The sequence below is a fragment of the Paenirhodobacter sp. genome, from assembly GCF_047600745.1.
In the GTDB taxonomy this organism is placed as follows: Bacteria; Pseudomonadota; Alphaproteobacteria; order Rhodobacterales; family Rhodobacteraceae; genus Rhodobacter.
Genome location: NZ_JASGKI010000003.1, coordinates 356467 through 380608 on the forward strand (window position 1 = coordinate 356467; position 24142 = coordinate 380608).

At 68.4% G+C, this 24142-nt stretch carries 18 protein-coding genes, 1 pseudogene and 1 riboswitch; of the genes and pseudogenes, 7 read left to right on the forward strand and 12 right to left on the reverse strand.

All coding sequences use genetic code 11. From position 1 onward, the window contains the following. Positions 1-18 precede the first annotated feature (18 nt). Genes QM789_RS08310 through QM789_RS08320 form a run of 3 tightly spaced genes read right to left on the reverse strand, consistent with a single transcriptional unit; the run spans position 19 to position 8212 of the window. The gene (locus QM789_RS08310) at positions 19-1020 is read right to left on the reverse strand and encodes a hypothetical protein (protein ID WP_420351444.1); all 1002 of its coding nucleotides are present in this window, start codon (positions 1018-1020) and stop codon (positions 19-21) included. Positions 1021-1051: 31 nt separating this feature from the next. Then, positions 1052-2767 (reverse strand): sulfite reductase subunit alpha, encoded by a 1716-nt coding sequence (locus tag QM789_RS08315; protein ID WP_420351445.1) that lies wholly within the window; start codon positions 2765-2767, stop codon positions 1052-1054. A gap of 3 nt (positions 2768-2770) precedes the next feature. Beyond that, entirely contained in the window at positions 2771-8212 is a 5442-nt protein-coding gene (locus QM789_RS08320; protein ID WP_420351446.1) for a glutamate synthase-related protein, read from the reverse strand. A 493-nt stretch (positions 8213-8705) separates the two neighbouring features. Here QM789_RS08320 and QM789_RS08325 point away from each other — a divergent pair, with 493 nt between their 5' ends. Beyond that, entirely contained in the window at positions 8706-8885 is a 180-nt protein-coding gene (locus tag QM789_RS08325; protein ID WP_420351447.1) for a hypothetical protein, read from the forward strand. Here the strand turns inward: QM789_RS08325 and QM789_RS08330 are convergent. Genes QM789_RS08330 through QM789_RS08340 form a run of 3 tightly spaced genes read right to left on the reverse strand, consistent with a single transcriptional unit; the run spans position 8855 to position 13154 of the window. After that, on the reverse strand, positions 8855-9808 hold the full coding sequence (locus QM789_RS08330; protein ID WP_420351448.1) for a siderophore-interacting protein: 954 nt from the start codon (positions 9806-9808) through the stop codon (positions 8855-8857). The genes QM789_RS08325 and QM789_RS08330 overlap by 31 nt on opposite strands. Beyond that, a complete protein-coding gene (locus QM789_RS08335) occupies positions 9805-10905 on the reverse strand; it encodes an ABC transporter substrate-binding protein (protein WP_420351449.1) in 1101 nt (366 codons plus the stop codon). The genes QM789_RS08330 and QM789_RS08335 overlap by 4 nt, the downstream gene beginning before the upstream one ends. Beyond that, the gene (locus QM789_RS08340) at positions 10899-13154 is read right to left on the reverse strand and encodes a TonB-dependent siderophore receptor (RefSeq protein ID WP_420351450.1); all 2256 of its coding nucleotides are present in this window, start codon (positions 13152-13154) and stop codon (positions 10899-10901) included. Before QM789_RS08340 ends, QM789_RS08335 begins: the two co-directional genes overlap by 7 nt. 143 nt (positions 13155-13297) lie before the next feature. Between QM789_RS08340 and QM789_RS08345 the strand changes: the two genes are divergently transcribed. Next, the gene (locus QM789_RS08345) at positions 13298-14284 is read left to right on the forward strand and encodes a helix-turn-helix transcriptional regulator (RefSeq protein ID WP_420351503.1); all 987 of its coding nucleotides are present in this window, start codon (positions 13298-13300) and stop codon (positions 14282-14284) included. A gap of 89 nt (positions 14285-14373) precedes the next feature. Here the strand turns inward: QM789_RS08345 and purU are convergent, their stop codons facing one another. The 6 genes and pseudogenes from purU to QM789_RS08375 form a co-directional block, all read right to left on the reverse strand. Then, entirely contained in the window at positions 14374-15258 is an 885-nt protein-coding gene (purU, locus tag QM789_RS08350) for a formyltetrahydrofolate deformylase (protein WP_420351009.1), read from the reverse strand. A 78-nt stretch (positions 15259-15336) separates the two neighbouring features. Further along, a pseudogene (gene folD, locus QM789_RS08355) lies at positions 15337-16213 on the reverse strand (bifunctional methylenetetrahydrofolate dehydrogenase/methenyltetrahydrofolate cyclohydrolase FolD). Continuing rightward, positions 16210-16752 (reverse strand): sarcosine oxidase subunit gamma, encoded by a 543-nt coding sequence (locus QM789_RS08360; protein WP_420351451.1) that lies wholly within the window; start codon positions 16750-16752, stop codon positions 16210-16212. Before QM789_RS08360 ends, folD begins: the two are co-directional and overlap by 4 nt. After that, on the reverse strand, positions 16745-19657 hold the full coding sequence (locus tag QM789_RS08365; protein WP_420351452.1) for a sarcosine oxidase subunit alpha family protein: 2913 nt from the start codon (positions 19655-19657) through the stop codon (positions 16745-16747). Before QM789_RS08365 ends, QM789_RS08360 begins: the two co-directional genes overlap by 8 nt. Continuing rightward, entirely contained in the window at positions 19654-19908 is a 255-nt protein-coding gene (locus QM789_RS08370) for a sarcosine oxidase subunit delta (RefSeq protein ID WP_420351453.1), read from the reverse strand. Before QM789_RS08370 ends, QM789_RS08365 begins: the two co-directional genes overlap by 4 nt. A gap of 8 nt (positions 19909-19916) precedes the next feature. Further along, positions 19917-21167 carry a sarcosine oxidase subunit beta family protein gene (locus tag QM789_RS08375; protein ID WP_420351454.1) on the reverse strand — a complete coding sequence of 417 codons (1251 nt, stop codon included), beginning with the start codon at positions 21165-21167 and terminating at the stop codon, positions 19917-19919. Between the two features lie 117 nt (positions 21168-21284). Here QM789_RS08375 and QM789_RS08380 point away from each other — a divergent pair, with 117 nt between their 5' ends. The 5 genes from QM789_RS08380 (at position 21285) to QM789_RS08400 (ending at position 24109) form a co-directional block, all read left to right on the forward strand. Continuing rightward, positions 21285-22232: a GlxA family transcriptional regulator gene (locus tag QM789_RS08380; protein WP_420351455.1), complete on the forward strand. Its 948-nt coding sequence runs from the start codon at positions 21285-21287 to the stop codon at positions 22230-22232. Positions 22233-22241: 9 nt separating this feature from the next. Further along, positions 22242-22502 (forward strand): WGR domain-containing protein, encoded by a 261-nt coding sequence (locus QM789_RS08385; protein ID WP_420351456.1) that lies wholly within the window; start codon positions 22242-22244, stop codon positions 22500-22502. Next, positions 22466-22606, forward strand: a riboswitch (cobalamin riboswitch). It overlaps the preceding gene by 37 nt. Positions 22607-22637: 31 nt before the next feature. After that, positions 22638-22844, forward strand: a complete 207-nt coding sequence (locus QM789_RS08390; RefSeq protein ID WP_420351457.1) for a CbtB domain-containing protein — start codon at positions 22638-22640, stop codon at positions 22842-22844. Between the two features lie 9 nt (positions 22845-22853). Beyond that, entirely contained in the window at positions 22854-23570 is a 717-nt protein-coding gene (locus tag QM789_RS08395) for a CbtA family protein (RefSeq protein ID WP_420351458.1), read from the forward strand. After that, positions 23567-24109: a hypothetical protein gene (locus QM789_RS08400; RefSeq protein WP_420351459.1), complete on the forward strand. Its 543-nt coding sequence runs from the start codon at positions 23567-23569 to the stop codon at positions 24107-24109. Before QM789_RS08395 ends, QM789_RS08400 begins: the two co-directional genes overlap by 4 nt. Positions 24110-24142 lie beyond the last annotated feature (33 nt).

The following is a 24142-nucleotide window of genomic DNA, read 5'->3' on the forward strand; positions in this document are numbered from 1 at the left end:
GAGGGGAGGCTTTCCGGGCTACGGCAGGGGTGGAATGCGGGCCAGCAGCGCGTTCCAATCGTCCCGGGCGGCGGGCCGGGCGGGATCCGCGGACACCACCGCCACGCTCTGATTGCGCGCGTCATACAGTTCCAGCACCAGCCCCGCCGTGGTCCAGTGCGTGCGCCAGCAGCGCTCCACCCCGGCAAGGTCCAGCGCCATCAGGCCCTTGCGCGCATGCAGCAGCCGCATCGGGCCGGAAACCCGCAGATCCGTCACCGCGCCGCCCTGCGCCTGTACGCATCCCTTGCGCAGCACATGGCGCAGGAAGGGCAGGCGCAGATGCGCCAGCAGGTCCAGCAATCCCGGCAGGCAGGCGGGATCCAGCCGCTGCGCTCTGTCGGCGCCCAGATGCGGCAACAGCGCGGCCCGGCTATGGCCGCCATCCAGTGCCAGTTCGTCCAGATGCGTGTCCGGCGTCCGCCGGTCCCAGTCGCGCCGCGCGGCGAGGATCGCGCCGATCCGGTCGACCGGTTCCCGGTGCGGCGGGGCAGGCCGGAGGGGCAGCGGCGCGAAGGGCAGGCCCATCTGCGCGCCGATGGCGTCCAGCGCCAGCAGATCCGCCGGATCGGAAAGCTCGGCCCGGTGCAGCACCTCGCCGTCGGCATCGAAAAGATGCAGTGCGGCGGGCAGGCGCCGACCACGATCCGACGGGCTCAGCACCAGTTGCTCGTCCCGCCCGCTGGCCAGCGCCAGCCGCACCCGCCCCGCGGGCTGATCGCGCCGACAGCCCAGAAGCCGCGGCACGGCATAGCCGCCCCGCTGATGCAGCAGCGCATGTGTCCCGATGGTGGTGGCAGAGGCGCGTTCGAACAGCGGCAGGATCAGCGCCAGCAGTTCGGCCTCCCCCTCGATCCGCAGCAGCGGCAGGCCCAGCCCGGCCAGCGTCTCCAGCTGGCGCGGAAAACCCCGTGTCGCTGTGCGGGTGGAGGCGGCCTGCCGTGCGCAATAGGCCGGGCGGGTGTCGGAAGTTCCCTTCAAGACGCATCCCTGTCTTTCGGGGCCTTGCGTCCTAGTAGACGTCGCGCAGATACCGCTTGTCGCGCTTCAGGCCGTTGACATATTCGGTCGCGGCCTCGGGGCTCAGCCCCGCCTGGGTGGCGATGATCTCGTGCAGGGCCTCGTCCACGTCGCGCGCCATCCGGGTCGCATCGCCGCAGACATAGAAATACCCGCCCTCTTCCAGCCAAGCGAACAGCGCCTTGCCGTTTTCGCGCATCCGCGTCTGGACATAGACCTTTTCGGCCTGATCGCGGGAAAAGGCAAGGTCCAGTCGGCTCAGAACCCCGGCTTCGCTGAACTGCGCCAGTTCGTCTTCATAGATGAAATCGCTGGCGCGGCGTTGGTCTCCGAAGAACAGCCAGTTCCGCCCGGTGGCACCGCGGGCCTGCCGCTCCTGAAGGAAGGCGCGGAAGGGGGCGATGCCGGTGCCGGGGCCGACCATGATCATCGGCAGGCTGTCGTCGGCGGGAACGCGGAACGCCTTGTTCGGCTGAACGAAGATGCCCGCGCCGCCCTCCGCCCGATCGGCGAGGAAGGTCGAGCAGACCCCGCCATGCCTGCGCCCTCCGGCCTCCCACCGCACCGAGCCCACGGTCAGATGCACCGAAGCGGGGTCGGGGCGCGGGCTGGAGGAAATCGAATAGGCCCGGTGTTGCAGCGGCTTCAGCAGCCCGAGCAGCGTGCCCGCATCCATCCCCCCCACCGGCAGCATCGCCAGCAGGTCGAGCAGGTCGCGCCCCCAGAGCCAGGCGTCCAGCGCCTCGCGGTCGCCCCCGGCCAGCACATGGGACAGGTCGTCGTCACCCGCCCGCGCGCCGATCTCCGCGATCAGCTCGCGCGAGGGGGTGACGATTTCGAACGCATCGGTGAGCAGCGCGCCCAGAGGCCGGTCCCGCCCGGCGACCAGCGTCTCCGGCCCGGCCCCCACCTGCGCGAGGATGGCGCCGACCAGCGCCGGATCGTTCACCGGCATCACCCCGAGCGCATCGCCCGCCTCATAGCTCAGCCCGGATTCGGCGAGGTCGAATTCGTAATGCCGGATTTCCTTGGCCGAACCGGCCCCGGAGAGCAGCCGGTTTGCCCGCAGCCGCGCGGGATAGGGGTTCTTGCGGCCATATCCGGCCTTGGCGGGTTCGACAGGCGCCGGAACCGTCCCGCTCCCCCCGGCCAGCGGCAGGGTCGCGCCGATCCATTCGGCGGCGGCGGCCTCATAATCCACATCGCAGTCGATGCGCGGGGCCAGCCGATGCGCGCCAAGCTGCCCCAGACGGGTATCGAGCAGCTTCCCCGCCTGACAGAACCCGTCATAACCGCTGTCGCCCAGGGCCAGCACGGCATAGCTCAGCCGCTCCAGCCGGGGCGCGGTATTGGCCGACAGCGCATGCCAGAAAAGCTGTGCGGAATCGGGCATCTCGCCCTCGCCATAGGTCGAGCAGACGAAGATCGCCCGGTGCATATCGGCCAGCGCCTCGGGCGTCACCGCGTCCATCGGCTGCACCCGCGCCTCCATCCCGAGGGCGCGGGCGGCCTTGGCGGCATCCTCGGCCAGCATCTCGGAATTGCCGGTCTGGGTGCCGTAAAGCACATGCAGCACCGGCGCCGTGGGCGCGGCGGCCGTGGGCGCCGCCATCGCCTGCCGCGAATGCAGCCCGGCGAGAAAACCCGCAAGCCAGGCGCGCTGATCGCCGCTGAAGGGGGCGTCCTCGGGGATATAGGGGATGCGCATGGCTCAGGCTCCGGTCAGGCTGTCGGCAAGGGAGGCGCGGGCGAACAGCGCCTCGAAGGAGGGGATTTCGCCCAGAACCGCCCGGTTCCGGCGGTCCTGATCCAGGATCCAGCCATAGGTGCCGGGGCTGTCCATCGACAGGATGTTGCGCAGCGACAGCGCGCGTTTGTAATCGCCCAGCCGTTTCGCGGCGACGAGCGCGGCAAGCTCCGGGTCCGAATACCCGGCCACCGCCTCCCGCCCCTGTTTCAGCAGCCGCGCCATCAGGCTGAAATCCTCGGTCAGGATCAGGTTGCGGGCGGCCTTGCGCGCCTGAGGCGTGTCGCTCGCGCCGGTGCGCTGGCGCGCGAGGGCCTGCGCCGCCTCCAGCACCGTCCACTGGTTCAGCAGCGCGAACATCTCCTCGGTGTCCGTCTGGCCGTAATCCGGCACCCGGCCGCCCAGAACGGGGGCCCCGCTGCGCCATGCCGTCTTCAGCTTGCGGATCTGATGGGCGACGAGACCCTGTGCCAGTTCCTCGACCAGATCCTTGCGCGGCCGGGCCTTCAGGATTTCCCCCGCATCCTGATATTGCAGCAGCGCGCGGGGCAGAACCCAGGCGAAATGCGCCTCCTCCTGCGCCCAGTGCGCCAGCAGCCATTCCGCCTTGGCCGAACCCGTCGCGTTCTGATGCCATTCCAGCAACTGCCGCACCGCCTGCGCATGGATCCGCCCGGCCTCAGACCCGTCCAGCCGCCCCACGATCACCGAGTCATGGCTCGCCTTGGCGGCAAGTTCGCCATAGGGATCATACTGATAGGCGAAGCCGCCCGACATGCCGTTGGCAAAGCCCTTGCCGAAGGCGCCGAGGTTCAGCACCGCGCCATTGGTCATGTATTCGACGCAGAAATCGCCCACACCCTCGACCACCGCGCTCGCGCCCGAATTGCGCACCGCGAAACGGTCCCCGGCCTGACCTTCGACGAAGAGCCGCCCGCCCGTCGCGCCGAACAGGGCGAAGTTCCCGATCAGCACGTTGCCGCCCGCCGTATCCGATCCGCCGCCGGGGCTGCGCACCACGATCTCGCCGCCGCATTGGCTCTTGCCAACGCCATCGTTGCAGGTGCCGGTGTGGGTCATCACCATGCCGTCGTTGCAAAAGGCGCCGTAGCTTTGCCCGGCCGACCCCTGGGTGACGATCCGCACCGTGCCGGGCCGCAGGAAGCGCCGGCCCCGGTCATCGACAAGGCTCGCCGCCGGGGCGAAACCCTCGTGGTTCAGCATCCGCTCGATATCCACGGCCAGTTGCCCGCCCACCGTCTTGTTGCGGTTGTTCAGGTGCAGGTTCCCGCCCAGATCGACCCGCATCGCGCCGGAGGCCAGCGCCGGGCGCAGCAGATCGACAAAGGCATCGTCCAGCGCGAAATCACGCGGCATATAGACCGGATCGGTGACATGGACCTCCGGCACTTCGGCCAGCATGGCGCGCAGGTCAAGCTGGCCGACGCTGGCCGGATGGTCCAGCAGGTGCAGCATCTCCGCCCGCCCCCGCGCCTCGCGCAGGCTGCGCAGGCCGAGCCCCGCGAGGATCTCCCGCACCTCATGCGCGATGTTCAGCAGATATTGCGCCAGCGCGCGCGGGTCGCCGTCGAACACCTCCGGGTTGGTGGTCAGCCCGGCGGGGCATTTCACGTTGCAGTTCTTCGCCATCACGCATTTCAGCATCATCAGCGCCGTGGTGCCGAATTCAAAACTGTCGCCGCCCAGAAGCGCGGATTTCACCACGTCCGAACCGGTCTGATGCGCGCCGGAGCAGCGCAGGATCACCTTCTCCCGCAGGCCGTTCATCGCCAGCGCCTGATGCACCTCGGCGATGCCGATCTCCGCCGCCCGCCCGGTATATTTCAGCGAGGTGACCGAGGCCGCCCCTGTGCCGCCGGTATTGCCCGCGACGTTGATCACATCCGCCCCGGCCTTGGCGACGCCCACCGCAATCGTGCCGATGCCTTCCGAGGACACCAGCTTCACCACCACCCGCACCCGCGCGGCCTTCGCGTCATGGATCAGTTGCGCCAGATCCTCGATCGAATAGGTGTCGTGATGCGGCGGCGGGGAAACCAGTTCCACCCCCGGCGTGCCGCCCCGCGCCGCCGCGATCTCGACCGTGACCTTGGGCGCGGGAAGCTGGCCACCCTCGCCGGGCTTCGCGCCCTGACCGATCTTGATCTCGATCTCCTCAAGCTGCGGATCGGCCAGATAGCCCGCCCAGACGCCGAAGCGGCCGGAGGCGAACTGCTTGATGCGGCTGCCCCGGATGGTGCCGTAGCGGCTGATATGCTCGCCGCCCTCGCCGCAGTTCGACATGCCGCCGACCATGTTGGTGCCATGCGCCACCGCCTCATGCGCATTGGCGACCAGCGCGCCGTGCGACATCGCGCCCGAGGCCAGCATCGGCGTGATCTCATGCGCGGGCGCGACCTGATCCAGCGCGATGCCCTCGGGTGCCGCGCGCAGGCGGGAAAGCCAGTCCCGCGCCTGCCCCACCGCCTCGATCATCAGCGCGCCGCCTTCCAGCCAGTGGCCCGTGACCTCCGCCCCGAACCGCTCGACGAGGCTTTGCGAAAGCGCGTCCAGCCGCTTGAAATCCGAGGCCAGCGGCCCGGTCAGCCGCAGCCGGAAGCGTTCGCCCAGATCCTCGCAAGCGACCCCGCGCACGAGGAAGCTGTTGTTGCCCTTCCGGTTGAACCGCTTCATCTCGCGCCGGAAATCCTCCGGGCTGGTGGCGCGGGTCACGTCGGCGGGCAGCGCCAGCACGTCACGCAGCGCGGCGGGGCGGCGGGCGCGTTCCTCCGCCATCATCCGCGAAAAGGCGCGGTAGCCGGGCGTGATGCGGAACCGGTCAATGGCCTCCGGCGTCAGCCTGTCAAAGCTGGTATGGGCATAGCCCTCGTCCGAAATGCCGAAGGCATCCTCCAGCCGGTTCAGCGTCAGAAGCCGCAGCGGGTCCGCATCCTCGCCCTTCCCGGAGAAGCCGATCGCCTCCTCCGTCATGTCCACGAAGCCGCGCACGGCGGTGGTGCCGTAGCTGTGGCCCGCCCCCTCCGCGCGTTCCTTGAACAGGCCGAGCAGCGGGATGTCCGCCTCCTCCTTCACCTCCAGCGCGCGCCGGTGCCAGTCCGCCACCGCCTGCGCCACCACCTCGAAGGTCACGCCGCCCACCGGGGTTTTCACGTTCGGGAAGTAGCGGCGGAACACCGGGTCATTGGTGTCGAGGAAGTTCGGCTCGAAGAACTCGCCGCCGGAGTAGCTTTCAACCGTGCAGAGGCCGACCTTGCCCATGGTCTTCATCAGCGCCTTTTCGGCGGCCTTGGCGAATTTGCGGAACGCCTTGTCGGCGTCGGCCCCGTATTTTTCCTCCGCCCGGAACTGCACGCCCAGCGGATAGACCGCCGCCGCGCCAAAGCCCAAGGCACAGGCGATGTGGTGCGAGGACGAGATCTGCCCCGATTCCACGATCAGAGAGACGCGCAGCCGCAGCCCCTCCTCGATCAGCTTCTGGTTCGCGGCCGAAACCATCAGCGTCATCGGGATCGCCGCCCGCGCCGCGCTGACATGGCGGTCCGACAGCACGGCGATGCCGCCCCGCGTGCCGGCGAAGGCCGCGATCTCCGCCGCGATCCGGTCGATGGCCCCGGTCAGTGCCGCGCGGTTCGCCGCTGGATCGTCGAAGACCGGCTCGTAAAGCGTCTCGAACCGGGCGACGGGGGTTTCCTGCTGCTCCCGGATCTTCAGCATGTCGAGATGGGTCAGGATCGGGCTTTCCACCACGATCTGCCGGGCGGCGGGCGCACCGATGTTCGGCTTCGCGCCGAGCGCCACGCGCAGGGTCATGCCATCGGCCTCACGGATCGAATCCAGTGGCGGGTTCGTCACCTGCGCGAAGCGCTGGCTGAAATATTTGGCCACGCCGCCTTCGGCGTCCGACAGCGCGTTGATCGCATTGCCGTAGCCCATGGCGGAGACCTTCTCCGCCCCCGTCGCCAGCATCGGATCCATCAGGAAGCGAAAGCTCTCCTGATTGTGGCTATAGGCGACGTAACGGGCATGGCGGTTCAGGTCGCCCGAATAGCGCAGCGGCGAGCCCTGCCGCTCCGCCGGGATCTCCGGCAGATCGGTAATCCGCACCCGCGCCTCCGCCAGCAGCGCCGGATAATCCCGCCGCGCGGCCAGCATCTCCAGCGCCTCATCGGTGCCGAAGGCACGCCGCGCGGCGTGGTCGTAATACAGCATCCCGCCCGCCTCGATCCGCCCGCGATGCAGCACCGTTTCCGGCGGAAAGGCGATCTGCCCGGCCTCCGACATCACCGCCAGATACTCCGCCGTTTCCACTGTGCGCAGCGGGCGCAGGCCCAGCCGGTCCAGCCGCGCGCCGATGATCTGGCCATCGCCAAAGATCAGCGCGGCGGGGCCGTCGTTCTTCTCCTCATAGAGGCTGAAATATTCCAGCATCGCCCGGACCTGCGGCGACAGCCGGTCGTCATTCTCCCATGCGGGCGGCATCATCGACACCACGGCGGTGACCAGATCCAGCCCGTCCTCCACCACCCGCGCCTGGAGCGTCTGGTCCAGCCGGCAACTGTCGGACTGCCCGCGCGGGCGGGTGATGGCCTTGTTGCGTGCCCGCGCGATGGCCGCCTCGGACAGGCGGTTCTTCTTGTCCGTGTTCAGCTCGCCGTTATGCGCCATGAAGCGGAACGGCTGTGCCATCGACGGATGCGGATCGGTATTGGTGGAAAACCGGGTGTGGAAATACATGGTGTGGACGCCATGCGCGGGGTCCATCAGGTCGCGGAAATAGGGCACGATCTCATCCGAGTTCAGCCGCCCCTTCAGCACCTGCATCCGCGCCGAAAGCGACAGCGGATAAAGCCCCGTCAGCGCCGGATCGGTATAGGCCAGCGCCTCGATCGCCATCAGCGCGCGGTGGATCCGCAGATCCAGCGCGGCGCCGCGCAGCCCCTCGGGCGCGGCGAAGACCCATTGCCGGATCGGTTTCTGCGCGCGCACCGCCGCCGGGCGCAGCACCGAATTGTCCACCGGCACATCGCGGCACAGCAGCACCGCCAGCCCCTGCGCCGCCAGCGCCTGTTCCACGATCTCCCCCGCGCGGGCTTCCTGCGCCGGATCGTCGGGCAGGAAGAAATTGCCGACGCCAAAGCCCCTCGTCTGCAACGCGCGCCCCGTCAGCGCGGAGAAAAAGCCCAGCGACAGGTCGATGGAGACGCCCGCGCCATCGCCCACCCCCTCCGCCGACATGCCGCCGCGATGCGGCACCGCGCAGAGCGCCTCGTGCCCCAGCGTCAGGATCTCATGCACCTGCCGCCCGTCCTTTCGGGTCAGCAGGCCGACGCCGCAACTGCTCCTGTCCTCGGCCGGGTCGTAGAGCGCGCCGGTGTTGCGATCCATCCTTGGTCTCCTTCGTGCATGGCGCGGCGGGAACGGCGCCCCTGGCGGGATAGTGGCGGATTTTCGGAAATGCTGGATCGCTGGAACGTCGCGCTGTTCCTGGCTGTCGATTCCACCGGGCCGGACCTGTGCCCGCCGATGGTATGGAATGTTTACTGACCTTGTTTTTGCCGCGCAAGACTGTAACTGCGTTCCCGTCGCGAAATTAACGATGTTTTGAGTCCGGATCGGACTAATATGATTGCAACATGTTGAAATTGCATATCTGGAAAATCTGCGGGAAGGTGGATTTTTCGGTGTTGATAGGCGCAGACCCTGCGCAGATGCGCCTTCAGGCGAGCGGCAACCCGCCCGGAAGGTCGATGTGGAGCCATCCGGCGAAACATATCGCCCCGTTTCCCGCAAGCGGATGCGCGTCTGACCGGCGCAGGCGCCGGGCGCAAAAGCGAAGAGGGTCAGGATCTCCTGCCCCGCGCTGCCCTCATGGGTACAGATGTTTGCCGTGAACACCGGCGGTCCGGGGGCCTGCCGCGAATTCGTGGATCACGGCGTCCCGCTGAACGTGACGGAACTGCCGAGGGGCGCACCCTTCACCATCCATGACCTGCGCCGCAAGCAGCCCGCCGCAGGCAACAGCCGGGGTCAGCTCTGCGGCACGCCGCAGCGCCAGTAGCTGACGATCAGATGTTCGTCGGGGGCGAGGCCCCGGCCCCGCAGATCGGCCCGAATCGCGCGGAAGGGCGCGTATTCGCATCCGGCCCAGACGTAGCGCCGCCCCGTGGCCGGGATCTCCACCGCGCGCACCGCGTCCGGCAGGCCGCCGCGCAGCCAGCGGATCGCCACCCCCGGCGGAGCGCAAAGCGCCACCGGTTCCGCCGCGAGCAGCGCCACCCCGCGCGCCACCCCGGGCAGCGCCTCCAGCATCCGCGCGATGGCGGGCAGCGCGGTGTCATCCCCGGCGAAGAGATACCAGTCGGCCCGCGCCAGCCCGCCACCGCCGGGGCCGATCACATCGACCGCATCGCCGATCCGCGCGCGGCGCGCGAACTCCGCCCCCGGCCCGGCGTCCCGATGCAGCACGAAGTCGATCGCCAGCCTGCCCGCCGCGACATCGACCGCCCGCACGGTATATTTACGCAGCACCGTTTCGCCCGGACGCGCCGGATCCGGCAGCAGCATCTTCAGGTGCAGCGCATCCAGCCGCGCGAACCGCGCCGCATCCCCCGTGGAAAAGGTCAGCCGCCGCAGCGTCGGGCTCACCTCCTGCGCCGCTGCGAGCCGCAGGGTCCGCAGCCCCGGCATCTGTTCGCCTTGCGACCAGTGGACCGGCACCCCGCTGACCTGTAGCACGCTGGCGCTCACCGCCTGCCGCAGGGCGTCGAAGGCGCGGGTGTCGTGGGCGGTGATGCACAGCCGCAGCCCGGCGCGCAGGCGCGACAGCCGCACCTCCGCCCCCGGGAAATGCGGGAAGGTCAGGCGGGTCTCGCCACCCGCATCCGCGCGCCCGATGCCATGGGCGACGAGGTGATCGCACAGCGCCTCGATCCGCGGGTCAGAGGGATCGAGGCCGATTGCCGCTTCGATGGTCAGGGTCATGGCGCCCCCATGGGGCAATCGGTCCAGAACGTGCCTTCGAGCGGCAGGGCCGAGAACCGGGTGCTGAACTCCCGTAAGGTGGCCTCGGGCGCGAGATCGGCGAAAGCTTCGGGGTGGACGGTCTTCGCCAGCACCTCCAGCAGGACGATATGCGCGGGGCTGTCGTTGAACATGTGCCAGACGGCGCGGGCGCGGCCGTCCTCGACCGCGCGCAGCCCGGCGATGACGGGTTCGCGCCGGATCAGGGCACAGAACCCGTCGCGGGCCTGCTCCCGGCTGACGCCCAGCCCGAGCGGCACGCCGCCGGTTTGCGCCACATGCGCGCCGCCGGTGGCGATATAGACGTCCGGGTCGCTCGCCATCATCCCCTCCGCCGAAATCCGCCGCGTGGCGGGGGTCAGCAGGCCCGCATGGGTCGTGCCACCCGCGGCGGCGGCCATGTCGGCGAACACGCCCTTTGCCACTATGGCGCAGCAGGGGATGCCCCCGGCGTGGACCTGAATCATCACCTCGGGGCGGGACAGGCCCGCGATACCCTCGGCGATCCGGGCGCGATGGGCGGCGTAGAAGGCGATGACCTCCTCGGCGCGCGCCTCCGCCCCCGTCGCACGGCCAAGGAGGCGCAGGCTGGGTTCGGTATTCTCCAGCGGGCTCGCGAAGAAGTCGATGACGATGACCGGGATCCCCGCCGCCTCAAGCTGCGAGATGATCCGCGAACTGCCGGTCCAGGACGACAGCCCCGCAGTGTAGAAGCTCAGGATCACCAGATCCGGTTCGAGCGCGATCGCGGTTTCAACCGAAAAGCTCGCATCTGCATCCGCCCCCACCAGCGGCAGATCCCGCAGCCGGGGGAAGCGCGCGGCCCAGGCGTCCCATGTGCCCGGATCGCGGGTCATGTCGGCCTTGATCCCCACCAGCAAGGACACCGGATCGTCATGCAGCAGCCCAAGCGCCGGCAGATGCCCGCCCTGCCCCAGCACGATCCGCCGCGCCGGAGCCGGAAGCGTGACCTCCCGCCCGGCAATATCGGTGAGCGTGACCGGCTGCGCCCCGGCGGGCATCGCAAGGGCCAGCAGAAGCAGGAAGGCCCTTACCATCGGTAGTTCAGCGCGGCGGTGATCCGGCGGCCCTCGCCCTGGAAGCAATAGCCGGTCAGCCCCGCCACGGTCGATGTGCCCACCGCCGCGCAGGAGGCGACATATTCCTTGTCGAACAGGTTGCTGATGCCCAGATTCAGCTTCAACCCGCTCAGCCGCGCGTCCTGTGCTCCGAAATCATAGCCAAGCGACAGATCGACCAGCGTGAAGTCCGGCACCCTGTGCTGATTGGCGCTGTCGCCCCAGCTGGAGCCGACATAGCGCAGCCCGGCGCCCATCGACAGGCCGGTCGCAAAGGTCCTGTGCCCCCACAGCCCGAACTGGTGCATCGGCACCCCGGCGGGCGTCTTGCCCACGGCCAGCACGGCGGCGGGGCTGGATTTGATCGTTTCGATGTCGGTATAGGCATAGGAGGCGATCAGGTCGAAATCCTCCGTCACCTCGGCCTTGGCTTCGAGTTCCAGCCCGCGCGAACGGACCTCCCCGGCCTGCGTCTGGCAGTTCATCGGCGTCGAGCAGAGCGGATTCGCAACCCCCGAAGCCACCGCCACATTCCGCTGCCGGATGTCGAACAGCGCCGCCGAGATCATGCCGCGGAAGGATTGCGGTTCGTAGCGCAGGCCCAGTTCCCATTGCTGCCCGGTGGTCGGATTGAAACCGACCGGCTTGCCGGAGCCGTCCACCCCGGTGATGGAACTGGCCTGCGGCTCGAACGAGGTCGCATAGCTGAGATAGGGCAGCACCCCGTTGCCCATGTCATAGACCGCACCGATCCGGCCCGTGGTCTTGCTGTGCCGGACCTCTCCGCGCCGACCCAGCCCGCTGGCCAGATCGGTGGTGTCGATGGTCGATCTGTAATGGTCGTGCCGCAGCCCGGCCACCACGCGCCACGGGCCGAAGGCCATCTGGTCCTGAAGATAAAGGCCGGTCTGGCGCCGGTCCTCGTCCACCCGCCGGACATAGGGCAGGTCGAGCTTCACGCCATAGACCGGGTTCAGATAGTCGATCGGCGGCGCCAGCGTTTCGGCCGAATTGTGGCGGGTAAAGTCCAGAAGCTGATAGTCCAGCCCCGCCAGCATCCTGTGCTCCACCGCGCCCGTCTCAAAGCCGAATTCCAGGCGGGTATCGGTGGTTAGCGCCCGACTTTCATCCAACACATGAAGCGCGGTGCGGCGCAGCATGCTGCCATCCGGCGTGACCCAGGCCATCGGTGCCTGCGGCAGCGGCGTCATCCCGTGCTGTTCGCTGTCCACATCCATCCATCGCAGGCTGTGGGTCAGCTTCACATCCGGCGAAAAGGCGTGGCTGATTTCATAGCCGAGCCATGTCTGCGTCCGGTCGAATCCGGCAAAATCGGGGTCTTCGACGTTGAAATCATAGGGAATCTTCTTCCCCGCCGGATGTTTGACCAGCGTCCCCACCGAGGGCAGATAAACCGCATAGAAACTTGCGGGATCATGGATCACCCCGGCCTGAAGCGTGACCTCGGTGCTGTCCGTGGGCCGCCAGGTAAAGGACGGCGCCAGCATATAGCGTTCGCTTTTCGTATGCCTGACGTTGCCGTCCATGCTGCTCGCCAGTCCGACGACGCGGTAAAGATAACGGCTGTCTCCCGCCACCGGGCCGGTGACGTCGAAGGCCAGCGCCGCGCCCTTCGGATCGGCCAGCCGGAATTCCACCTCGCGCGCCGCTTCGTCGCGCGGGCGTTTCGTCACCTGATTGACGATGCCGCCCGGCATGCCGCCGCCATACAGAACCGAGGCCGGGCCGCGCAGAACCTCGATCCGCTCGATGTTCCAGGCATCCATCACCGGCGCGTTGTAGCCGCCCCGCAGCATCCGCGTGCCGTCGAGATAGTCGAACCAGCTCTGCCCGCCCTGCGTCCCGAACCCCCGGATCCCGCCAAGGTCATAGCGCGTCGCGGGCCGGGCCGAGGTCAGCACCCCCGGCGTATAGCGCAGCGCCTCGGTCACGGTGGTGGCGCCCCGCTCGGCCATTTCCTTGCGCCCGACGACAGAGACGGATTGCGGCGTCTCGGCCAGCGGCGTCGCGGATTTCGCCGCCGTGCCGGTCATCTTCGCCACCACGCCGGGCACCGGGCCGGAGCCGTTCGCGTCCTCCTGCGCGCCCCAGATCACGATGGGCGCCAGAACGACGGGCTCCTCCGCCCGCACTGGCACCGCGAACGCCGTGCCCAGCAAAAGCGCGCCAATGCCCCGCCGGGCGCCGTGAGAAGTGAAGACAGCCATGATCCGCCCCAAGTTGCCAAAAACAGTCGGGTATTCTATGCTGATGGGTAGATGCAGGCAGGGCCACAGGCAACACACCCACCTTTGCACACGAACGGATTATCTTTGCGGTCGATGCGATTCCGGGGGCGGATATGGGCGTGATGGAATGGAGCGCGGCGCATGGGGCGGCGGTATCCCCCGCCGACTGGACCGGGCAGCAGGTGCGGATCCGGCTGCGCGATCTGGCCCGCGCGCCCGAACTCGCCGCGATCGGCATCCATTCGGCCCCGCGCGGGATGCAGGCCGATGACGTGCTGATCGAGGGGCGGTTCCTGAACCTGCACCTGCGCCCCGGGCTGCATCTGCATGTGTCGGATATGGAGGAACGCCACGCGATGCCCACCCGCACCGTGCAGGCGCCGGGGCTTTACTGCATCTTCCTGCTGCGCGGCATGCTCGACCTGCATTTCGGCGCGCGGGCGTTTCGGGTCGGGCGCGGGCCGGCGGGGCAGATCCGCGGCTTTTCCGTCATCCACACCCGGCCCGCGGAATTCGAGCGCATCCCGCCCGGGCCGCAGCGGGTGCAGAAGGTGGTGATCTCGGCCACGCCGGAGTGGCTGGCGAGCCACGCGCGCGATCTGGGCGAGGGGGTGTGCAACTGGCAGGTGTCCGAGACCCTTGCCGGGCTGCTCGGCCAGGTGATCCGGCCCCGCCCGGTGACGCCGGGCCTGAACCGGCTGTATTTCGAGAGCCGGACGATCGACATCATCGCGCAATCGCTCGCCACGATGTGGGATGGCGATCGGCCCGGGGTGTCCGCGCGGGGGCGGCAGAGCCTCGATCGCGCGCGGGCGTTCATCCGCACCGCCGGGCCGGAGCCGCTGAGCGTCGCCCGCATCGCCCGCGCCGCCGGAGCCAGCGCCACGGTCCTGCAACGGCTGTTCCGTCTGGAGGAAGGCGTGGGCATCGCCGAATATGTCCGCAACCACCGGCTGGACCACGCCCGCGCCGCGCTCGCCCGGGGCGAGGACATCAGCAGCGTGGCCCATGCGGCGGGCTACGCCACGCCCGGGAATTTCGCCACGGCCTTCCGGCGCCGGTTCGGCGTTTCACCGCGCAACATCAGACACCGCGATGGCGCCTTTTAGGCCCGGACCCCGGGCGGATGTTGGGGTCCGCGCGCTACGCTGTGGGGCCCGCATGGCGTTGGGGGCGCCCTGCGCTGTGTTAGGGGGGGTCACCCCATTCTTTCTGACGCGTATGATCCTGGGGATGCTGGGAAGACGACGGTTTTGTTTCCGTTGAGGAAGACGCGTCTGTGGATGTGGGCGTGGATGGCGCGGGCGAGGACCTGGGCTTCGACGTCTCGTCCGAGGGAGACGTAGTCTTCGGGGGATTGGGCGTGGGTGACGCGGATGGTGTCCTGTTCGATGATCGGGCCTTCGTCGAGGTCGGCGGTGACGTAATGCGAGGTTGCGCCGATCAGTTTCACGCCGCGCTCATAGGCCTGTTTGTAGGGGTTCGCGCCTTTGAACGAGGGCAGGAAGGAGTGGTGGATGTTGATGATCCGGCCCGACATTTCGCGGCACATCTCGTCCGACAGAACCTGCATGTAGCGCGCGAGCACGATCAGTTCGGCGCCGGTTTCGTGGACGATGCGCATCTGTTCGGCCTCGGCGGCGGCCTTGTTTTCCTTCGTCACCCGGATGCAGTGGAAGGGGATGTCGTGGTTTACCACCACTTTCTGGTAGTCCATGTGGTTCGAGATCACCGCCACGATGTCGATCGGCAGGGCGCCGATGCGCCAGCGGTAGAGCAGGTCGTTGAGGCAGTGGCCGAAGCGGGAGACCATGATGACGACCTTCATCTTTTCCGCTTCGCCGTGGAATTGCGCTGTCATGTCAAAGGTTTCCGCGGTGGCGGCGAAGTCCTGCCGCAACTGTGCGAGGCCGAGGCCCTGTTCCGAGGCGAAGCTGACGCGCATGAAGAAGCGGCCGGTGAGGGTGTCGTCGAACTGCGAGCTGTCGGTGATGTTGCAGCCCTTGTCGGCGAGGTAGGTGGAGATCGCCGCGACGATGCCGCGCTTTGTCGGGCAGGTCACGGTCAGGCAATAGTCGGTCATCAGGGGCTCCTGTCGATGGGGGGTGGGCGCCGCGATGCCCCGTCGAGGGGCATGCGCGGCGCGAGGGGCCGGGGCCCCTCAGGCCGTCAGGCCCTCGGGTTCGGGCAGGTGGTGGGCGCGGCAGCAGGCGGTGAGGGTATTGGCCAGCAGGCAGGCGATGGTCATCGGGCCGACGCCGCCGGGGACGGGGGTGATGGCGCCGGCGATTTGGGCGGCGCCGGCGAAGTCCACATCGCCGACGAGGCGGGATTTGCCGTCCCGGATGATGCGGTTGATGCCGACGTCGATCACCGTGGCGCCCGGTTTGATCCAGTCCGCCTTGACCATTTCCGGCCGGCCGACGGCGGCGACGAGGATATCGGCGCGGCGGCAGACGTCGGGCAGGTTGCGGGTGCGGCTGTGGGCGATGGTCACCGTGCAGCTTCTCGGCCAGCAGCAGCTGCGCCATCGGTTTGCCGACGATGTTGGAGCGCCCGATCACCACCGCGTCGAGGCCCGCGAGCGAGCCGAGCCGGTCGCGCAGCAGCATCAGGCAGCCGAGGGGCGTGCAGGGCACCATCGCCTTTTGCCCGGTGCCGAGCCGCCCGACGTTGAGGATATGGAAGCCGTCGACGTCCTTGGAGGGGTCGATGGCGTTGATCACCAGGTCGGCGTTGAGATGCGCGGGCAGCGGCAGTTGCACCAGGATGCCGTGCACCGCCGGGTCGGCGTTCAGCCGGTGGATCAGCCCGAGCAGGGCGGATTCGGACGTGTCCGCGGGCAGCCGGTGCTCAAAGCTGTTCATCCCGGCTTCGCGCGTCTGGATCCCCTTGTTGCGGACGTAAACCGCCGAAGCCGGATCGTCCCCAACCAGCACCACCGCCAAACCGGGGACCACGCCCAGACCCGAAACATACCCCGCAACCCGGGCCCGAAGTGTCGCAGCGAAGCCCTTCCCGTCAATCATAACGCTCATGTCAGTTCCCCCTGCCGCTCCATCGCGGTTTCCAGCGCATGCCAGAGCGAGCCCGCCGCCGAACGCATGCCCAGCACCGCCAGCCGCTCCTCTGCGCGACGGATAACGAAAACCGACATATGTTCCAAGGCCGTGCGGGTGGCGCAACCGGGGCCGAAGGCGGCGGTGTCGATGTTGACGAGCTTTGCCATCAGCGCGGGGATGCCCGGTCCTTCGATCTCGAAACAGACCCAACCGTCGGTCTGCTCGGTCACCGAACAGCCGGGTGCGTGCTGGGCGAGGTCGCGGGCGAAATCCGTCTCGGCGCGGTCCGTGGCCTCGATGAACCATTGGCCGGGGCCGGTCCAGAAGGCGGCGAGGCCCTGCCCCGCGCAGCACAGGCCGGGGCCGGGCAGGCGCAGGCCGAAGGGCACGGGTTCCGCCGCGCCGCGCCGCAGCGCAAGCGACGCCAGCGCCAGCCCGGCGTTTTCGGTCAGGCTCAGCGCACCGTGGCGCGCCACACGCCCGCCAAGCGCGCAAAGGGGAGAGAGATCAGTCACGGAGGCGGCCTCCTTCAGGGTCGACGAAATGGGGCGAAACGACGCGCAGCGCGATCTGCTGGCCCTGCAACGGGTTGGCGGCGGTGATCACCTCGCCCATCCGCGCGGCGCCATCGGCGAGGAAACCGAGCCCGATCGCACAGCCCAGATGCGGGCTGTGGCAGGCCGAGGTGATCCAGCCCTGATCGCTCCAGGTGTCCTGCTTCGCGCCCTGCGCGAAGAGATGCGCGCCCGCCACCACCGGATCCTTGGCGTCCACCGGTTGCAGCCCGACCAGAACGCGGGTTTCCGCGGTGAGCGCCTCGCGCCGGCTCATCACCGCGCCGATCGAGTCCTTCTTCGTGCTGACGAACTTGCCAAGGCCCAGCATCTGCGCCGTGGTCTGGCCGTTCAGCTCATTGCCCGCCGGATGGCCCTTTTCGATCCGCAGCACGCCAAGCGCCTCGGTCCCGTAGGGCGTCGCGCCCAGTTCCACCAGCCGCGCGAAGAGCGCATTGCCGTAGCGCGCCGGGACCGCGATTTCATAGGCCAGTTCGCCCGAGAAGCTGATCCGGAACAGCCGCGCGCGCAGCCCCTTGCAGATCGTCAGTTCCGCGCAGGCCATGAACGGGAAGGCGGCATTCGACAGGTCGAACCCGTCCACCACCTGTTCCAGCAGATGCCGCGCCTGCGGCCCCGCGACGGAAAACTGCGCCCAGGCATCGGTGGTGGAAATCAGCTGCACATCCAGATCCGGCCACAGGCATTGGCGGCAGAATTCCATGTGCCGGTAGATCGTGCCCGCATTGGCCGTGGTCGTGGTCACGACATAATGGGTTTCGCCCAGCCGCGCGCAGGTGCCATCGTCCCAGGCAAAGCCATCCTCGCGCAGCATCAGGCCATAGCGCACCATGCCGACCTTCAGCGTGCCCATCATGTTGGCATAGACCCGGTTCAGGAATTCGCCCGCATCGGCGCCCTGCACATCGACCTTGCCCAGCGTGGTGACATCGCAGATGCCGACGCTCTGACGGGTGGCCAGAACCTCGCGGTCGACCGACTGACGCCATTCGGTTTCGCCCGCCTGCGGGAAATACTGCGCCCGCATCCACTGGCCGACCTCGACGAAGACGGCGCCCCGCGCCTGCGCCCATTCATGCGAGGGCGTCAGCCGCCGGGGCCGGAAGTTCGGCCCGCTGTCGCCGCCGCCAAGCGCCGCGATCGGCACGCCGGTATAGGGCGGGCGGAAGATCGTGGTGCCGGTTTCGGGGATCGTCCTGCCGGTCAGTTCGGCCATCACGGCCAGCGCGGTGACATTCGCGGTCTTGCCCTGATCCGTCGCCATGCCAAGGGTGGTCCAGCGTTTCAGATGCTCGACCGGACGCATGTTTTCCTGATGCGCCAGACGGATGTCCTTGACCGTCACGTCATTCTGGAAATCGACCCAGGCGCGATGGGTGCCGGGCACATGCCACAGCGGATGCAGGTTCTGAGCCGCATCCTCCGCCCGGGGCATCGGCGCCGGTTGCGCCGCGATGCCGAGGTCCGCGAGCGCCGCCGCCGCCACCCGCGCGCCAGAGGCCAGCGCCGCCGCGGTCGACCCCTCGCCCGCCGCGCCACCCGCCGCCGTCAGGCCGGGCGGCCCCCCGGCGGGGACGAAGGCCTGCAACGTCTCGTCCCACACCGGCCGCGCCCGGTGATGCGAGGCCAGATGCACATTCGGGTTCCAGCCGCCCGACACGCCAAGCGCGCCGACCTCAAGCCAGGTCGTATGGCCGTTGCGCGTCACCGCGATCCGGCTCAGCCCCAGCCGCCCCTTGGCATCGGTGACCATGGCGCCGGGGAACAGCGGATAGTTGCCCTGCGCCTTCGCCCCTTCGCGGCTGTCGATCACCGTGACCTCGACCCCCTTCGCCAGAAGGTCGAGCGCGGTGCGGTGGCCGTCGTCATTGTTGGTGAACACCGCCACCCGCGCCGCCGGACAGGCCGCCCAGCGGTTGGCATAGGCCCTGAGCGCGCCCGCCAGCATGATCCCCGGCCGGTCGTTGTTGGCAAAGGGGATGTGCCGCTCCGTCGCGCCCGCCGCCAGAACGATCCGCTTCGCGGTGATCCGCCACAGCGTCTGACGCACCGATTTCGGGGTCAGAAGATGGTCCCCCACCCGCTCCAGCGCGCCATAGACCCCGTGGTCAAACGCGCCCCAGACCGTGGTCCGGGTCATGATCCGCACATTCGGCAGCGCGGACAGTTCCGCCTGCGCCGCCGCGACCCAATCGACCGCCGGAGCATCGTCGAGCGTGTGGGTCTCCGCCAGCAACCGCCCGCCAAGGCGGAAATCCTCATCCGCGAGGATCACCCGCGCCCCCGCGCGCCCCGCCGTCAGCGCCGCCGCAAGCCCCGCCGCACCGCCGCCGATCACCAGCAGGTCGCAATGCAGGAAGCCCTTGTCATAGATGTCCGGATCCGCCAGCCCGCTCAGGCTGCCCAGCCCCGCCGCCGCGCGGATCGCCGGTTCATAGAGCTTTTCCCAGAACGCCTTCGGCCACATGAAGGTCTTGTAATAGAACCCCGCCGCGAAGAACGGCGACAGCAGGTCGTTCACCGCCATCACGTCGAAGGACAGCGGCCCCTTGTGGTTCTGGCTTTTCGCGACCAGCCCGTCATAAAGCTCGGCCACCGTGGCGCGGGTATTCGGCTCCTGCCGGTTGCCGGAGCGCAGTTCGACCAGCGCGTTGGGTTCCTCGGACCCGGCCGAAAACACGCCGCGCGGGCGGTGGTATTTGAACGACCGCCCCACCAGCCGCACGCCGTTCGCCATGAGCCCCGAGGCCAGCGTATCGCCCGCGTGGCCGGTATAGCCCTTGCCGTCGAACGAGAAACTCAGGGTCTTCGTGCGGTCCACCAGACCGCCGGACAGCCGGGTCATCGCGCCGCCTCCTTCGCCAGTTCCGCGCCGAGGATTTCATGCGTGGTGGTGTCGCGCGTCACGATCAGCCACGAGCGGTCGCCATATTCGTGGAACCACAGCTCCCGATGCACACCCGCCGGGTTGTTCCGCAGATAGACATATTCATAGAACGCCGCCGGGTCCGTTGGCCGGTTCAGCAAAGACGCATCGCCCAGATAGGTGAATTCCTGTGCGTCGCGCAGGCCCAGAAGAGGATGGGGGATCAGCATGACAGACCTCAGTGCAGGTTCGGGGTGGCGCCGACACCCTTTTCGTCGATGACATGGCCGGTGCGGAACCGGTCGAGCCGCATCAGCCGCGCGGTTTCATGCGGCGTGTCGGTGGCCAGCAGATGGGCGAAGGCATAGCCGCTGGCCGGGGTGGCCTTGAACCCGCCATAGCACCAGCCCGCGTTCAGATAGAGCCCCTCGATCGGCGTCTTGTCGATGATCGGCGTGCCATCCATCGACATGTCCATGATGCCGCCCCAGGTCCGCAACAGCCGCGCCCGCCCGATCATCGGCATCAGCGCCATGCCGCCCTCGGCCACATCCTCGATCACCGGCAGGTTGCCGCGTTGGGCGTAGCTGTTATACCCGTCGATGTCGCCGCCGAAGACCAGCCCGCCCTTGTCCGACTGGCTGACGTAGAAATGCCCGGCGCCAAAGGTGATGACGCCCGGGATGATCGGCTTCAGCCCCTCGGACACGAAGGCCTGCAACACATGGCTTTCGATCGGCAGGCGCAGCCCCGCCATGCCCATCACCTTGCCCGACATGCCCGCAACGGCCACGCCCACCTTCTTCGCGCCGATATAGCCGCGCGAGGTTTCCACCCCCAGCACCCGGCCGTTTTCGATGCGGAAGCCCGTGACCTCGCAGTTCTGGATCAGGTCGACGCCCTTCTGGTCCGCGCCGCGGGCATAGCCCCAGGCCACGCCGTCATGCCGCGCCGTGCCCGCCCGGGCCTGCATGAGGCCACCCTTGATCGGAAAGCGCGCATTGTCGAAGTTCAGGAACGGGCACATCTCGCGCACCTCGTCGCGCGACAGCAGCCGCGCGTCCGCCCCCGCCAGCAGCATCGCATTGCCCCGGCGCCGATAGGCATCGCGCTGCCCGTCGGTATGGATCAGGTTGAGGATGCCGCGCTGGCTGACCATGGCGTTGAAGTTGAACGCCTGCTCCATCCCCTCCCACAGCTTCATCGAGAATTCGTAGAACGGTTCGTTCCCCGGCAGCAGGTAGTTCGAGCGGATGATCGTGGTGTTGCGCCCGATGTTGCCCTGCCCGAGCCAGCCCCGTTCCAGCACCGCGATCCGCGCCTGTTTGAACGTGTTCGACAGGTAATAGGCCGTAGACAGCCCATGCCCGCCGCCGCCGATGATGATATAGTCATAGTCGGGCTTCGGTTCGGGGTTGCGCCACAGCGGCCCCCAGCCCTTGTGCCCGGTCAGGGCCTCGGCGATGACGCGCAGTCCAGAGAAGCGCACGGGTTGCATCCTTCCTCAGATCCAGTGCCCCACCTTAGCGCTGCGCCGCGCGGGGTTTTTGTCCGGCACAGACGTATTCTTGCCCTTTTGCGCCATCGTGATATTTATTTTCCTGTCATGAAACACGCTCGCGAAATCGCCTTCGTCCTGACGCCCGGTTATGCGCTGATGTCGCTGGCCTCGGCGGTCGAGCCGCTGCGCGCGGCGAATCTGCTGGCGGGGCGGGCGCTGTATCACACGCGGTTCCTTTCGGTGCCGGGCGGGTTCGAGGCATCGACGGCGGGCGGCGGGTTCGCCTGCGAGCGGCTGGCGGAGGCCGGTGCGCCGGACCTGGCCTTTGTCGTCGCAGGCGGGAACCCGATGCTGTATGAGGACGCGGCGCTGCTGCGCGGCCTGCGCGCGCTGGATCAGCGGCGGGTGCCGCTTGGCGGGATTTCGGGCGGGGCGGCGATCCTTGCGCGGCACGGGCTGATGGAGGGGCGGCGCTTCACGCTGCACTGGCAGCATGCCGATGCGCTGGCGGAGCAGGATCCCCATCTGCTGATCGAACGCGCGCTCTATGTCATCGACCGGGATCGGTTCACCTGCGCGGGCGGGGTCGCGGCCTTTGACATGATGTGTGCGATCATCGCCGCCGAACATGGCGCGGATTTCGCCCGTACGGTGAGCGACTGGTTCATCCACCCTCGCCTGCGCGAGGCCAGCGAACAGCAAAGCCGCCATGGCGCGCTGCGCCATCCGGTGCTTGAGGCGGTGGTGCGGTTGATGGGCTCGCATCTCGCCGATCCGCTCTCGCCCGAGCAGTTGGCGGCGCTCTCGGGCACCAGCGCACGGCAGTTGCAGCGGCTGTTCCGCGATCATCTGAACCGGCCGATGATGCAGTTCTACCGCGACCTGCGGCTCGACAAGGCCGATGAACTGCTGGTGCAATCAAGCCTGCCGGTGCTGGACATCGCGCTTGCCACCGGGTTTTCGGGTGCCGCGCATTTCACCCGCTGCTTTACCGCGAAATTCGGCGCCCCGCCCGCGCGGCGGCGGCGTGACGCGCGGCGCGTTTCGGGGTAGCATGTCGCCATGAACACGCCCCCTCCCCCCGCCGTGGTCCTGACCCGCCGTGACGCGCAGCGGAACATGGCGCGGTTCTACGCGGTGGAGGTGCAGGAGGATCTGTTCGGCGGCGGCGTTCTGGTGCGCCGCTGGGGCCGGATCGGCACGCAGGGGCGCGAGTGCCGCCAGTGGTTCGCCCTGCGCGGCGCGGCCGAGGCGGAATGCGCCCTGTGGCTGCATCGCAAGGCCCGGCGCGGCTACATTGACTCGGGTCCGCCCGAGGCATAGGATTAACCAACGGAATGTCGGAGAAGCCGGTGAAATTCCGGCGCGGTCGCGCCACTGTAACCGAAATCCTCGGGAGTCAGACCTCCGGCACCGTCCATGAAACCTCAGTGGGACGCGGAATCCCGGGAGAGTATTATGTCCGACATCACCTTTGCGCCTGCGCGCCCGGTTCCCCTGCCGGTGCAGGACGTTCTGCCCTGGGCGGTTTTCGCCGGGCTGATCCTGGTCCTCGCGGTCTATTTCGTCGGCGCCGAAGAGGGCGCGACCTCGCTGATCCGGGGCGAATATGTGCATGAATATGTGCATGACGCGCGCCATCTCCTCGGCTTTCCCTGCCACTGAGGACGCATCATGACCGGATCCCTTTTGCTGCGCGGCATGATTGCCGGGCTGATCGCTGCCATCATCGCCTTTGGCTTCGCCTCCGTCTTCGGCGAACCCGAGGTGGACTATGCCATTGCCCTCGAAGGACAGAAGGCCGCTGCGGCGGGTGAGCCCGAGGAACCCGAACTCGTCTCCCGCGCGGTGCAGTCGACGACGGGCCTTGCCACCGGCCTGCTGGTCTACGGCGCGGCGGCGGGCGGCCTCTTCGCGCTGATCTTCGCCTTTGCCTATGGCCGGATCGGCGCGCTGAGTGCGCGGGCGACTTCGCTCCTGCTTGCCGTGGCGGCCTTTGTCGCCGTGGTGGTGGTGCCGCAGGTGAAATACCCCGCCAATCCGCCCGCCGTCGGCAGCCCCGAAACCATCGGTGCGCGAACCGGGCTGTTCTTCGTCATGGTGGCGGTTTCGATCCTGGCGATCGTGCTCGCGGTGATGCTGGCGCGGCGGCTCTGGGCGCAACTGGGCGGCTGGAACGCGGGCATTGTGGCCGGGGCGGTCTGGCTGATCGCGGTCGCGCTGATCCAGATCGCGATGCCCACGGTGAACGAAATCCCGCCCGATTTCGCGGCGGATGTGCTGTGGCGGTTCCGGGCGACGACGATCGGCATCCATGCGATCCTGTGGACCGTGATCGGGCTGCTCTTCGGCGCGCTGGCGGCGCCCCGGCTCGATTATCGCCGCGCGTGAGGTGGCTGGTTCTGGCGCTGCTCCTCGCGACCAGCGCCGAGGCCCACCGCGCCCGGCCGCTCGCGCCCGATGACGGTGTTCGCATCGCCAGCCTGACGCATGGCCAGATGGCGGTGATCGCGCGGTATCGGGGGGAGATCCTCGCGCTCGCCGATCGCCGCTATCCGCCCGATGACACGCTGCGCCGGCTGGTGAACTACGCCCGGTTGCAGCGGGCCTATTGCCTGTGGGGGCTGATGCCGGGCACGATTTCGGATGAAAACAGCCCCTTCAACAGTTGCGCGCACGCCTATCTCGCGGCGACGCGGGCGGTGCTGCTGCGGCTGGATCCGACACCGCAGGCCACCGCGCTGCGGCAGCGGATCGACGATGAGATGCTGCTGAACGGCGCGTCCCTCGTGCTCTGTGCCTATAGCGCGGAGGAGTTCAGTACGGCGGTGATGGTGCGCCCCGACTGGCGCTGGCACTGGCCGAGCGTGGCGGTTTTCGCGATGCTGGCGCTGTTCGCGGGCGGGGTGATGCGGGCGCTGCGGACCTGATCTTTTCGGTCTTTTGGGCGGCGTGATCGGCGC